This is a genomic window from Neptuniibacter sp. 1_MG-2023, from assembly GCF_030547185.1.
GTDB lineage: Bacteria > Pseudomonadota > Gammaproteobacteria > Pseudomonadales > Balneatricaceae > Neptuniibacter.
On sequence record NZ_JAUOQR010000001.1, the window covers coordinates 183,648 to 196,699 of the forward strand.

At 41.7% G+C, this 13,052-nt stretch carries 13 protein-coding genes; 4 read left to right on the forward strand and 9 right to left on the reverse strand.

Translation table 11 applies throughout. The features are described from left to right. Positions 1–38: 38 nt before the first annotated feature. From Q4492_RS00830 to leuC, 5 genes are all read right to left on the reverse strand, one after another. Positions 39–1,061: an aspartate-semialdehyde dehydrogenase gene (locus tag Q4492_RS00830; protein WP_303415312.1), complete on the reverse strand. Its 1,023-nt coding sequence runs from the start codon at positions 1,059–1,061 to the stop codon at positions 39–41. A 73-nt stretch (positions 1,062–1,134) separates the two neighbouring features. Beyond that, a complete protein-coding gene (gene asd, locus Q4492_RS00835) occupies positions 1,135–2,250 on the reverse strand; it encodes an aspartate-semialdehyde dehydrogenase (RefSeq protein ID WP_303415314.1) in 1,116 nt (371 codons plus the stop codon). Positions 2,251–2,401: 151 nt separating this feature from the next. Then, complete coding sequence (gene leuB, locus Q4492_RS00840; protein WP_303415316.1) at positions 2,402–3,481, reverse strand: 3-isopropylmalate dehydrogenase; 1,080 nt, start codon at positions 3,479–3,481, stop codon at positions 2,402–2,404. 83 nt (positions 3,482–3,564) lie between these two features. Then, positions 3,565–4,212, reverse strand: coding sequence for a 3-isopropylmalate dehydratase small subunit (gene leuD / locus Q4492_RS00845; RefSeq protein ID WP_303415318.1), 648 nt, complete (start codon positions 4,210–4,212; stop codon positions 3,565–3,567). 23 nt (positions 4,213–4,235) lie between these two features. Then, entirely contained in the window at positions 4,236–5,663 is a 1,428-nt protein-coding gene (gene leuC, locus Q4492_RS00850) for a 3-isopropylmalate dehydratase large subunit (protein WP_303415320.1), read from the reverse strand. A 172-nt stretch (positions 5,664–5,835) separates the two neighbouring features. Between leuC and Q4492_RS00855 the strand changes: the two genes are divergently transcribed. The 4 genes from Q4492_RS00855 to speD all read left to right on the forward strand — a co-directional run bounded on the left by Q4492_RS00855 (position 5,836) and on the right by speD (position 9,817). Continuing rightward, a complete protein-coding gene (locus Q4492_RS00855) occupies positions 5,836–6,711 on the forward strand; it encodes a LysR family transcriptional regulator (protein ID WP_303415322.1) in 876 nt (291 codons plus the stop codon). Positions 6,712–6,715: 4 nt separating this feature from the next. Next, positions 6,716–7,762, forward strand: a complete 1,047-nt coding sequence (locus Q4492_RS00860; RefSeq protein WP_303415324.1) for a poly(R)-hydroxyalkanoic acid synthase subunit PhaE — start codon at positions 6,716–6,718, stop codon at positions 7,760–7,762. 6 nt (positions 7,763–7,768) lie between these two features. Continuing rightward, a complete protein-coding gene (gene phaC, locus Q4492_RS00865) occupies positions 7,769–8,833 on the forward strand; it encodes a class III poly(R)-hydroxyalkanoic acid synthase subunit PhaC (RefSeq protein ID WP_303415326.1) in 1,065 nt (354 codons plus the stop codon). Between the two features lie 162 nt (positions 8,834–8,995). After that, positions 8,996–9,817 (forward strand): adenosylmethionine decarboxylase, encoded by an 822-nt coding sequence (gene speD / locus Q4492_RS00870; protein WP_303415328.1) that lies wholly within the window; start codon positions 8,996–8,998, stop codon positions 9,815–9,817. A 109-nt stretch (positions 9,818–9,926) separates the two neighbouring features. On the opposite strand, the gene phaR is transcribed toward speD, so the two are convergent. The 4 genes from phaR to speE all read right to left on the reverse strand — a co-directional run bounded on the left by phaR (position 9,927) and on the right by speE (position 12,918). Beyond that, positions 9,927–10,460, reverse strand: coding sequence for a polyhydroxyalkanoate synthesis repressor PhaR (gene phaR, locus Q4492_RS00875; RefSeq protein ID WP_303415329.1), 534 nt, complete (start codon positions 10,458–10,460; stop codon positions 9,927–9,929). Continuing rightward, on the reverse strand, positions 10,453–10,719 hold the full coding sequence (locus tag Q4492_RS00880) for a DUF6489 family protein (RefSeq protein ID WP_303415331.1): 267 nt from the start codon (positions 10,717–10,719) through the stop codon (positions 10,453–10,455). The genes phaR and Q4492_RS00880 overlap by 8 nt, the downstream gene beginning before the upstream one ends. A 74-nt stretch (positions 10,720–10,793) precedes the next feature. Further along, a complete protein-coding gene (locus tag Q4492_RS00885; protein ID WP_303415333.1) occupies positions 10,794–11,957 on the reverse strand; it encodes an MFS transporter in 1,164 nt (387 codons plus the stop codon). Between the two features lie 103 nt (positions 11,958–12,060). Further along, positions 12,061–12,918, reverse strand: coding sequence for a polyamine aminopropyltransferase (gene speE / locus Q4492_RS00890; protein WP_303415334.1), 858 nt, complete (start codon positions 12,916–12,918; stop codon positions 12,061–12,063). Between the last annotated feature and the right edge of the window lie 134 nt (positions 12,919–13,052).

Sequence of the window (13,052 nt, forward strand, 5' to 3'; positions counted from 1 at the left end):
TACAAACACCTGTTTGCATTTCCTATGATATAAGCCCTTTAAATGTACTGTTGGACCAAAATTTCCGCTATTTGTACGCTGTTTAAGGCAGCTCCCTTTCTAACGTTATCGGCAACTACCCACATATTTATAGCATTTTCACAAGAAATATCTTCCCTAACACGACTAACGAATACATCATCATTCTTCGCTGCATCACTTACTGCTGTAGCATATCCGCCATCGACCTGTTCATCAACCAGCTCTATGCCAGGAGTTTGCACCATCAATTCTTTTACTTCTTCAGCGCTGATACTATCCCAACATTCCACATGCACGGCCTCGCTATGACCAAAGAAAACAGGCACTCGAACACAGGTAGGGTTAACTCTTACGGATTCATCACCCAATATTTTTTGGGTCTCCCAAACCATTTTCATCTCTTCTTTTGTGTAGCCATTGTCTTGAAAATCATCAATTTGTGGCAGCACATTAAAAGCTATCTGTTTAGGATAAACTTTGTTTTCTGGCGTTTGAGCATTTAGCAGTTTGGCTGTTTGCCCTGCTAACTCCTGAATACCTTTTTTTCCGCTACCTGATACCGCTTGATAGGTAGCAACATTAATTCTTTTTATTGAAGCATGACGATGAATGGGTGCTAATGCCAAAAGCATCTGGATCGTAGAACAATTTGGATTAGCTATAATTCCTCGGTTACGAAAATCAGCAATTTTCTCAGGATTAACCTCAGGAATAACCAACGGAACATCATATTCATACCTAAAACAGGAGGTATTATCAATAACAATACAACCTTGATCCGCTGCGACTTGCGCATATTCCTCTGAAACTAATGAGCCTGCCGTAAAGAAAGCGATTTGAGCATTAGAGAAATCAAACTCATCAATATCAGTCACACGATATGTTTTTTCACTAAATTGCATGCTCTTCCCTACACTGTTACTACTTGCCAGCAAGAACAGCTCATCAACAGGAAACTCCCGTTGCTCTAAAATTTCTAATATAGTTTCACCAACCATACCTGTTGCGCCAACAACTGCAACTTTATAGCCTTGTTCCATTTTTTTCACACCCTAAAAACAAACCAGCCCGAACAAAGTCGGGCTAGTAAAAATTTGATTCATGTCAGAAAAACTAATCTTCCAACAAGATTCTCAACATACGGCGCAACGGCTCAGCTGCACCCCATAACAACTGATCACCTACACTAAATGCATTTAGGAATTCATCGCCTAAATTCATTTTACGTAAACGACCTATAGGCACACTCAATGTCCCAGTCACTTTAGCTGGCGTTAACTCTTGTGCCGTTATATCGCGTTCGTTAGGCACAACCTTCACCCAATCATTCGCTTCCGCCAACATAGACTCTATCTCATCCATTGGCACATTTTGTTTGAGCTTAATAGTGAACGCCTGACTATGACAACGCATAGCACCAATACGCACACAAGTGCCATCAATAGGAATCGGTCTATCACCTAAACCAAGAATTTTGTTAGTTTCAGCATAGGCCTTCCACTCTTCACGGCTCTGACCGTTTTCAAGCTTAGTATCTATCCATGGGATCAAAGAACCCGCCAAAGGCACACCAAAATTATCAACCGGCATCGCATCACTACGAATCGTTTCAGCCACTTGACGGTCTATATTAAGAATAGCACTTGCTGGATTTGCTAAATCAGTCGCGACAGAATCGTTGATAACCCCCATCTGGGAGATCAATTCACGCATATGACGCGCACCGCCACCTGAAGCAGCCTGATAGGTCATGGATGTCATCCATTCAATCTGATCGGCTTGAAACAAACCACCTAAGCCCATAAGCATAAGCGAAACCGTGCAGTTACCACCGACAAAGGTTTTAACGCCGCTGCTCAAGCCATCTTTGATAACATTCATGTTAACGGGATCTAGCACGATAATCGCACTATCATCCATACGCAAAGAAGAGGCGGCATCGATCCAATAACCATCCCAACCCGCTGAACGCAGATCAGTGTAAACCTGTTTCGTGTAGTCACCACCTTGGCAGGAAATAATGGCATCCATCTGTTTAAGTTCTTCAATAGATGCTGCATCTTTCAACGCTGGAATATCTTTACCAATATCTGGACCAGCCTGTCCTACCTGAGAAGTAGTGAAGAAGACCGGCTCTTCGATGTGATCGAAATCTCGTTCTTCTATCATGCGTTGCATTAACACGGAACCAACCATTCCGCGCCAGCCAACAAAACCTACACGTTTCATCAAATTCACCAAAAAATTCGGATTCAAATAAACACAAAATCGGCTCCAAAAGTAAATTACTACCTCTGGAACCGACAAGGGCGAACATTATGCAATAAAACCGTGTTAGACGCTATAATTGAGCTTATCTATCAAGGTTCTATTTCACAGCTCAACTAAGTGCTGCAACCACCGCATCACCCATCTCTGAAGTAGAGACTTTCTGCATACCTTCAGACCAAATATCCCCTGTACGGAAGTTTTGATCTAGCACGGTGCTAACCGCTTTTTCAATACGATCAGCACTATCACTTGCACCTAAGGAGTAGCGTAACATCATCGCTGCAGACAAGATGGTAGCTAATGGGTTAGCAAGCCCTTGGCCAGCAATATCAGGCGCAGAACCGTGGCACGGCTCATACATACCTTTACCATCCACATCAAGAGAAGCCGAAGGCAACATACCGATAGATCCGGTTAACATCGCTGCAGCATCAGACAGAATATCACCAAACATATTACCGGTTACCATTACATCGAACTGCTTAGGTGCACGTACTAACTGCATTGCCGCGTTGTCTACGTACATATGGCTAAGTTCAACTTCTGGATACTCTTTGCCTAACTCTTCCATGACCTCACGCCATAGAACCGTTACTTCCAATACGTTAGCTTTATCGACAGAGCAAAGGCGTTTATCACGCGCCATCGCAGCTTCAAAGGCAACACGACCAATGCGACGTATCTCATTCTCATCATAAACATAGGTATTGTAGCCTTCGCGAATACCCCCCTCTTTCTCACGAATACCGCGCGGCTGACCAAAGTAAATACCGCCCGTTAATTCACGTACAATCAGGATATCAAGACCCGAAACAATTTCTGGTTTCAGCGAAGAGGCATGAGCTAGCTGAGGGTATAAAATAGCTGGACGTAAGTTACCAAACAGCCCTAAATTAGAACGAATGCCTAACAGTCCTTTTTCAGGACGGATCTGGAAATCAGGGTTAGTATCCCACTGCGGTCCACCCACTGCTCCTAACAAAATAGCATCTGCAGCTTTAGCCGCGGCAAGCGTCGCTTCAGGAAGCGGCACACCATCAGCATCAATAGCAGCACCGCCGACAAGCGCTTCTGTCAACTCAAGACCTAAATTATCCTGCGCATTTACCAACTCTAAAACACGACGAGCTTCAGTTACAATTTCAGGACCTATACCATCACCAGGCAGGATCAATACATTCTTAGACATCTACTTAACCTTTCCTTCATCTTGCCAGTGCAAGATTTAAAATTTTTATCTACTTATGTTGAAATAAACAAACATAAAAACGATTACTGAATAGCACCAAACAACCAAGGGGCCTCTGCTTTACGCTTAGCTTCATAAGCCTTAATTTCATCAGCGTGCTGAAGCGTTAGGCCTATATCATCTAAACCATTAAGCAAACAGTGCTTACGAAAACCGTCAATATCAAAGGCGATCTCTTCGCCTGATGGTGTAACAACAACCTGTTTTTCAAGATTAATCGTTAACTGATAGCCTTCAGTCGCTTCCACTTCAGTAAAAAGTTGATCGACCTGCTCATCACTCAGAACAATAGGTAACAGGCCATTTTTGAAACAGTTATTATAGAAGATCTCAGCGAAGCTCGGCGCGATCACAGAGCGAATACCGAAATCCTCTAACGCCCAAGGTGCATGCTCACGGCTTGAGCCGCAACCAAAGTTTTCACGTGCCAATAGCACACTGGCACCTTGATAGCGGGCTTTATTCAGTACAAAGTCTTCATTTAATGGGCGACCAGTACACTCTTGATCTGGCTGACCTTCGTCCAAATAACGTAACTCATCAAATAAATTCTTACCGAACCCTGAGCGCTTAATTGACTTCAAAAACTGCTTAGGGATGATCATATCGGTATCGATATTTGCTCGATCAAGCGGAGCAGCAATACCTGTATGTAAAGTAAACTTATTCATTAGGCTCTCCTCGATACCTTAAATTAACCATTCGCCTGAAGTAATTCACGCACATCAATAAAATGCCCTGTTACTGCTGCTGCAGCGGCCATCGCAGGACTCACTAGATGAGTACGCCCACCAAAGCCCTGGCGGCCCTCAAAGTTACGGTTAGAGGTCGAGGCGCAATGCTCACCATTACCTAACTTATCAGGGTTCATCGCTAGACACATTGAGCAACCAGGTTCTCGCCACTCTAAACCCGCTTCAATAAAGATCTTATCCAACCCCTCTTTTTCCGCTTGGGTTTTCACCAAACCTGAACCGGGTACAACCAGTGCCTGGATAATATTGTCTGCAACCTTACGGCCTTCCACGACTTTCGCCGCATCGCGCAGATCTTCAATACGAGAGTTTGTACAAGAACCAATAAATACACGATCAAGCTTGATATCAGTAATTTTCTGATCGGCGTCAAGGCCCATGTATTTTAATGCTCGATTAATACCGTCTATTTTCACAGAATCCGTTTCATTAGCTGGATTTGGTACTTGATCGCTTACACCTACAACCATCTCAGGGGATGTACCCCAAGTCACTTGAGGCTCAATATCACTACCATTGATCACAACAACTTCATCAAACTCAGCATCCGCATCAGAAACAAGTAACTTCCATGCTTCAACAGCCTGATCCCACTGCTCACCTTTAGGAGAGAATGGACGACCTTCAACATAATCCAGTGTAATTTTATCTACAGCAACCAGACCTACACGTGCACCCGCTTCAATCGCCATATTACATACCGTCATACGCCCTTCCATAGACATATTGCGGAACACTTCGCCACCAAATTCGATGGCATACCCTGTTCCACCAGCAGTACCAATTACACCAATGACATGCAAAACAACATCTTTAGGTGTAACACCAATGCCCAACTCACCATCAACACGCACGAGCATGTTTTTCATTTTCTTGGTGATCAAACACTGAGTTGCCAATACATGCTCAACTTCTGAGGTACCTACACCATGAGCAAGTGCCCCAAGTGCCCCTAAGGTTGCTGTATGCGAATCACCACAAACAGCCGTCACACCTGGAAGAATAGCCCCCTGTTCTGGCGCCATTACATGAACAATACCTTGACGGTGATCATTCATTTTAAATTCAAGAATGCCGAATTCATCGCAGTTTTCATCTAAGGTTTTAACTTGGATTTTAGAGACAGGATCAACGATCAAATCCACACCACCAGAACGCTCGGTAGTCGGTACGTTATGATCCGGCGTTGCTATATTGGCATCAATTCGCCATGGCTTACGACCCGCAATTCTTAGCCCTTCAAACGCCTGCGGCGATGTCACTTCATGCAGTACCTGACGGTCAATATAAAGCAACGAACTACCGTCATCATTGGTACGCACTAAATGCGCATCAAATAATTTGTCATATAATGTTTGTCCAGCCATGGGAACTCACCTCACTCTCTTCTTATATTGATAGATCCGCCCAAAGAGCCTATCAACTTTTTGTATGTCGCCATCCTAGTGCAGACAGTCGCACAACACAAATTCATATTTTTAATAGTTTGCATTCCCATAAGGAATAGATAAGATCTAGCTAAGTTTCTGGAGCAAAAAAATGGACACAAACACCCTACAAGCTTTTATTGCCGTTGCCGAAAGCAGCTCTTTCTCAAAAGCAGCAGATCACCTTTATTTAACTCAATCAGCTATAAGCAAACGTATTGCGCTGCTGGAAGATCAACTTAACAGTAAGTTATTTGATCGTATCGGTCGTACCGTTTCATTAACAGAAGCCGGCAATTCCCTGTTACCTAGAGCAAAAGATATATTGCTACAATTAGATGATGCGAAAAGAGCGATTGGTAATCTTACTGCAGGCGAAGTCACAGGAGGGCTATCACTCGCTGCAAGTCATCATATAAGTCTACATAGGCTACCGCCGCACCTAAAGCAGTTCTCTAAAGAGTATCCAAAAGTAGAACTCGATCTACAGTTTGCGGAATCCGAAGTCGCTTACGAAGGCGTATTAAAGGGAGACTTTGAACTCGCGCTGATCACACTCTCTCCAGAACCAGAACCCTCTATACATTCTGACCTTATCTGGGATGACTTACTCATGTACGTAGTCGCTAAAGACCACCCTTTAGCGAAAAAAGACCAAATCAATCTAGAAGAGTTGACCCATTACAATGCAATATTACCTAGCAGTAATACATTTACTCGTTCTTTAGTTGAAACATTGTTTCTGCAACATGAATTAACATTAAATGTAACTATGTCGACAAATTATCTAGATACTATAAGAATGATGGTCACAATTGGCTTAGGCTGGAGCCTTTTACCACAAAGTTTAGTTGGAAAAGAACTTAAAGTACTTAATGTAGTTGATTCAGAGCCTGTTCATCGTAATTTAGGGATTATCTATCATAGAAACAGAACACTATCTAATGCAGCTAGTCATCTAGTACAGATGCTAAAGTCCCAACGATAATCTAATGTCAGCCGTTGATGGATGTAATAAGATAAGCTTACTTAGCAACGCCGGAGAGATGGAACTGATGGAAAATAGCGGCTTAAACATTGAAGCCTTGCTGGATGCCCAAAAAACATACTGGAAGAGTATCTCTTCTGGTAGCGATGTTCAATCACCTGAAGAATGGGCTGAATTTATTGCTAAGAACCAAAAAAAGGTCCATCAAGAAGCACCTCAACAATTTTCGCAACTGCTCGATATACTCGGTGCACAATCAAGCAATTTTACTCAATATGGGGAGCAATTGCTTAAGCAGTACAAAGAAGGTGGCGAGCAATATTTAAATGAAGCTGTTTTGCATTTCCAACAATATATGCAACAACAAACTTCAGACGCACTGATGCAACAATGGCAGTTTCCTGAACAGTTTGCCGCCCTGTTTAAAACCCACAGTTTTCAAGATGATCTGCTTTTTGATAATCCGTTTATTAGCGGCATGAAAAGCTTATTAGAAACACCCGTTATAGGCACTCAAAGAGAAACACAAGAGCAGTTAAGAGAAGCCATCAAACTAACGATGGAATATCAAGAAGCTCTGCAAGACTATGTAAAACATTACAGCTCTATCAATAAAAGCGCCTCTAATCAGATGCTAAAAACACTGACGAATGGCGATAAAAAAATCTCCAGTTTGCAACAGCTACATGATATTTGGGTTGATGCATACGAATCAGCTTATACCAAGACTATACTAACCGATGTGTACCAACGAGCACATGGGCGTATTAGTAACGCCCTAATGCGACTTAAGAAGTTTGTCCAAGATGTACGAGACATACACTTTCAATCTGTCGGCCTAGCGACACATAAAGGGCTAGATACAGCGCTACAGCGCCAACATAAGCTTCGCAAAGAGATGAGAGCTAATCGCCGAGACTTCGCCCAATTACAACAACAAGTCGATAAATTACAAACTGATTCCACAACCGCGATGCTAGTAGAACTTAAAAATGAGGTTGCCGCTTTAAAAAAAGAGTTGGCCACACTAAAAAAAGCAGTTAAAGGGTAATCGGTTATGAATGGATTTGATCTTGATATAGCCACCGTATCTCAGGAACTCTTTGAGTTTAATCGGAAACTATTAAAAAGCTATAATACGCTCGCCCAACTTAAAGAAGTTGATGTCGACTCCACCCCTTATGATGTGATCTACAAAGAAGACAAACTAAAACTTCGTTACTATCAAGCCACATCAGAAAAACGCTGTAAAACCCCTCTATTGATCTGCTACGCACTGGTTAACCGCCCTTATATGATCGATCTAGAAGCAAAACGATCGATGCTACAGCGCTTATTAGAACTAGGCTTAGATATCTATCTGATTGACTGGGGTTACCCTGATGCGGCTGATCGTTATTTAGATCTCGATGATTACATTAATGAATATATCAATAACTGTGTTGATTCTGTGCTCCAACACGCAGGAACAGAGCAAACAAACCTGCTTGGTATCTGCCAAGGAGGGACTTTCAGCTTATGCTATACGGCGCTAAACCCAGATAAAATTAAAAATCTTATTCCAATGGTTACGCCCGTTGACTTTCAAACTGATGACAACCTACTTTATCATTTAGCCAAATATGTTGACGCGGATCTAGCTGTTGAAACTTATGGAAATATACCAGGCAGTATGCTGAATGATTCCTACAACTCTTTAATGCCGATGCGCTTAGGTGTACAGAAAAACTTAGGTATGCCCAACCAACTCGAAGACAAAGAGCGTGCGTTAAGCTTTTTACGCATGGAGAAATGGATCTACGATAGCCCAGATCAAGCAGGTGAAGCTTTTCGGCAGTTTATCACTCAATTTTTTCAACAGAACAAACTGATTAAGGCTGAAGCAATGATCGGTGATAAGCGTGTTGATTTAACCAATATAACCCATCCAATACTTAATATTTTTGGCAGTTTCGATCACCTCGTCCCACCAAAAGCATCAAAAGTACTTAATAAGTACGTTTCATCCTCTGATTACCAAGCTATGGAAGTAAAAGCAGGCCATATTGGTGTTTTTGTATCAGGCAAGTCTCAAACACAAGTTGCGCCTAATATTGTTGATTGGTTGATAGCGAGAGATTAAATCTCTTATATATCAATACGAAAGAATAAAGATTGCGGAAAATTTAAGCAGAAATTCGTTTAACCAAACGATATTACTGTAATTTTTTACTTCCTCCACGCCAAATAGTTTACTAAAATCGCGCGACTAAAATTTTGTAGTGCTTTTACGGAGCATACCGCCTTGCCAACGAGTAAGAAAATCAAGCTTGAAGGTTTTAACAACCTCACAAAAAGCCTGAGCTTTTGTATCTATGACGTCTGCTACGCTCAAACTCCACAACAAAAAGCGGAGTATATTGAATATATAGACGAGCAATACAATGCTGACCGCTTAACTGAGATTCTCAGTGAGTGTTGCGAGATTATTGGTGCCAATGTCCTCAATATAGCCCGCCAAGATTATGAACCTCAAGGCGCAAGCGTTACTATATTGGTTGCAGAAGAACCTATTAAAGACTCAGAAGATGTAGATACAACAGAGAAACCGGGCCCTATGCCTGACTCTGTAGTCGCACATTTAGATAAAAGTCATATCTGTGTTCATACCTATCCCGAAGCACACCCTGATGACGGCATCTGTACATTCAGAGCAGATATTGAAGTATCCACATGCGGCATTATTTCGCCATTAAAAGCCTTGAACTACCTAATCCACCAGTTAGAATCTGATATTGTTACGATCGATTACCGTATCCGCGGCTTTACGCGTGATATTAAAGGGGTAAAACATTATATAGATCACGATATTAATTCTATCCAGAACTTCTTTACCCCTGATATCCATGACAACTATCAAATGTTAGATGTAAATGTGTATCAGGAAAATATTTTTCACACGAAAATGATGCAAAAAGATCTGGATCTCAATACTTACCTCTTTGGCACGACAAAAGAGGAGCTTCCAGAAACGGATGTACAAGAGATCACTGAACGCCTCCACAAAGAGATGAATGAAATTTTCTACGGCAGAAATATGCCTGATATGAAGAAATACTCCTCTTAAAAAATCATTCAGACTCAAACCTAACGAGCAAATAAAAAAAAGCCGCTTAATAGCGGCTTTTTTTTCAATCATAACGCCTTTCAATCGTGAAGAAAGATCGCATCAAATATTAAGGCTTATTCTTAGTATCGGGATCATCATCGACAGTTCCTTCAGGGTTTTCACCCGGCTTGAACATACCCCACATCTGCATATTTTGATCAGCAATACGATTCATCATCGTTAATGGATTAGCGGCCCCCATCATAGTTTGCATCTGATCACGAATACGGTCTTGATGTTCTAAAAATGAAGCAATACTCTGTTCTAAATACTGGCTCATCATACCTTGCATACTGTCACCATAAAAACGGATCAGCTGCTGTAAAACTTGATTAGTCAGCAAAGTACCATGCCCTAAGGCTTCCTGCTCACTAATAATTTGTAAAAGAATATTACGGGTTAAATCATTCCCTGTTTTAGAATCTTCAACTTTAAAAGCTTCCCCGCTTAATACAAGCTGTTTCACATCATCTAATGTCACATAACAACTGCGAGATGTGTCATACAAACGACGATTGGTATATTTTCTTAGAATACGCAAGCTACTATCTCTCTCGTTAGATGCCTTTGAATTCGCCTGATCATCATTTTGATCAGTCATTTTTATTATCCGCACTGTTAGAATTTTTATACGCAGATGTCATTAAATTCATCATAAGTTTTTGCAGTGCTTCCATTGAGCCAACCCCACCCGTCAAATATGGCTTAAACAAAGTCAAAGGATCATATCCCTCTACACCGGACTCCATCCGTTCAGTGATCTTTGCCATCATATCCTCCTGCAATCGCTGCACATCGGGTAAACCCAGTACTTTACGCAGCTCTTCAGGAGACATATCAATATCAATCTTAAATTTCACTCTCTGACTCCTAGGTCGGATAGCTCTGTGTCTCTAATCCTATAGTAAAATCACCGCAGTGCAAAATATCCAGATCAATAGTTTTTCTGTACCCTTTCAGGATAGATCCATACCAATGCTAAGAGCATAGCTAAAACACTCGCTAGAGCGGACAAACCAAAGGTATAAAACGCTCCAAAATCGTCCCATAAGATACCACTAAGAAAAGCACCTAATGCACCACCTAAGCCAAAACCTACGCTTGAAAATAGGGCCTGCCCTTGTCCATAGGTCTGCTTTGAAAAATACTGATGCACTAGTGCGATTCCTACCGCATGTAAACTACCAAATGTAGCGGCGTGCAACGTTTGTGCGAACAGCATGAGACCTAAATTTTCCGGCACAGTACCAATCAATAGCCAGCGAACAACACATAAAAACAAACTCACTAGCATAATATTACGGATGCCCCAATGCTGTAGCATCCAATGCATATAAATAAACACTAAAACTTCAACTACTACACCTACAGCCCAAAGCAAGCCGATCTCTGTACGGCTGTAACCTACATCGACCATCAATACACTATAAAATGTGTAGTAAGCACCATGTCCAAACTGGACAAGGAAACAGATAATAAAAAAGATAACAACTTGCGGTCGTAGCAATAACGCCATAAACCCCAAATTACAGTTTTTTTCTACATCAATATGATCAAGCACCGCAGGCTTAGGAATTAACAGTGTATTCAACCAAATACACAACATTAAAATAAGCATAAGGCCCGGCAACCACCGAATATTAATAAAATCCAGTAACGCACCTATCCCAACCACCGTAACAATAAAGCCGATCGATCCCCACAACCTTATCTGGCTGTATTTATCTTTCTTATCACCCAACTCTTCTAGTGTTATCACCTCAAACTGAGGTAGAACTGCATTCCAAAAAAAGCTAAATGCCAACATCACCAAGCCGATGCCTAAAGCGGTATCCTGCCAAAACATACCGATAAACATTAAACAGGTCATCAACGCGCCAAAGCGGACAATCTCTACACGTTTACCACTTTTATCCGCGATCCATCCCCACAAATTAGGCGCCACAATTCGAGACGCTTGGAGTAGTGCCATTAAAGAACCCACTGTTTGTGCATCAAAATCAAACGAAATCAGATACAAACTCCAGTAAGGTACTAAAGCACCGAGCAGAGCAAAGTAGAAAAAATAGAAACCTGAAAGGCGGATATAACTATTCAAAAGATAAAAACCTAAAAACACGCATAAAATTCACACTTAGAGCCTAGCAGAAAAAAGACACAAAAAAGCCGGTCAATCGACCGGCTCTTCAGTATAGAAAAAGCTAAGCTTCTTCCAACGCCGTGAGCAAATATTGCGGAAGCCCAAAACTGCCTATATGCATCTGTGGGTTATAATAACGAGTAACAATACCACTCTTTTCATAACGCTGATTTAATTCATCCAATCCTAGCTTACGTAATGCAGTATTATCAGATCCCCAAGCTAAAGTCATAACACCGCCAATATAGGTCGGAACAGCAGCAGTATAGAAAGATTGATCTGCAAAATAAGGGCTCAAACGACGACGGGTAGTAATCACCTCATCTTGTTGTAGGAACGGCACTCCATTTTGCGCCACAAACACACCACCCTCATTCAACAAACGCTTACAACCTTCATAGAAGCGGCTAGAGAACAGTACTTCACCGGGACCAACCGGATCCGTACAATCAGAGATAATGACATCAAATTTTTCATCCATCTCTTTGTTAACGTATTCAACCCCATCCGCGATAACAATATTCACACGCGGATCATCAAAAGCACCTGCAGAATGATTCGGTAAATGCTCTTTACACATATCAATTACTGCTTGATCAATCTCAACTTGAGTTACATGCTCAACCGTAGCATGACGACAGACTTCACGCAGAATCCCACCATCCCCACCACCAATAATCAATACACGCTTAGCGTTTCCATGAGCAATTAATGGTACATGGGTTAACATTTCGTGGTAAACAAACTCATCACGCTGAGTCGTTTGAATAATTCCATCCAATGCCATTACTGTTCCATAGACGGGGTTACGGAAAATAATTAAATGCCAAGAATCCGTTTGCTGCTCGAACAAGACTTCTTCAACATCAAACGTCTGGCCATAGCCCTTATGAAGCGTTTCACTATAAGCGGTTGTCATATGGATCTCATCCTATCTTAAACTCACTCAATATCAGCAAGTTAAGACACTAAAAGGTAACTGGATTTGACGGCTGTGTTAAAGGCGTCATTTTGCGCGCATTTTATACCGCAAACTCAGATAAAAAAATAACT

What these genes read in the sequence shown, in the direction of transcription:
- Q4492_RS00860 (WP_303415324.1), top strand. Translation starts at nt 6,716, where the DNA reads ATGTCAGCCGTTGATGGATGTAATAAGATAAGCTTACTTAGCAACGCC.
- leuD (WP_303415318.1), bottom strand. Translation starts at nt 4,212, where the DNA reads ATGAATAAGTTTACTTTACATACAGGTATTGCTGCTCCGCTTGATCGA.
- leuB (WP_303415316.1), bottom strand. Translation starts at nt 3,481, where the DNA reads ATGTCTAAGAATGTATTGATCCTGCCTGGTGATGGTATAGGTCCTGAA.
- Q4492_RS00855 (WP_303415322.1), top strand. Translation starts at nt 5,836, where the DNA reads ATGGACACAAACACCCTACAAGCTTTTATTGCCGTTGCCGAAAGCAGC.
- speE (WP_303415334.1), bottom strand. Translation starts at nt 12,918, where the DNA reads ATGACAACCGCTTATAGTGAAACGCTTCATAAGGGCTATGGCCAGACG.
- Q4492_RS00830 (WP_303415312.1), bottom strand. Translation starts at nt 1,061, where the DNA reads ATGGAACAAGGCTATAAAGTTGCAGTTGTTGGCGCAACAGGTATGGTT.
- leuC (WP_303415320.1), bottom strand. Translation starts at nt 5,663, where the DNA reads ATGGCTGGACAAACATTATATGACAAATTATTTGATGCGCATTTAGTG.
- phaC (WP_303415326.1), top strand. Translation starts at nt 7,769, where the DNA reads ATGAATGGATTTGATCTTGATATAGCCACCGTATCTCAGGAACTCTTT.
- phaR (WP_303415329.1), bottom strand. Translation starts at nt 10,460, where the DNA reads ATGACTGATCAAAATGATGATCAGGCGAATTCAAAGGCATCTAACGAG.
- asd (WP_303415314.1), bottom strand. Translation starts at nt 2,250, where the DNA reads ATGAAACGTGTAGGTTTTGTTGGCTGGCGCGGAATGGTTGGTTCCGTG.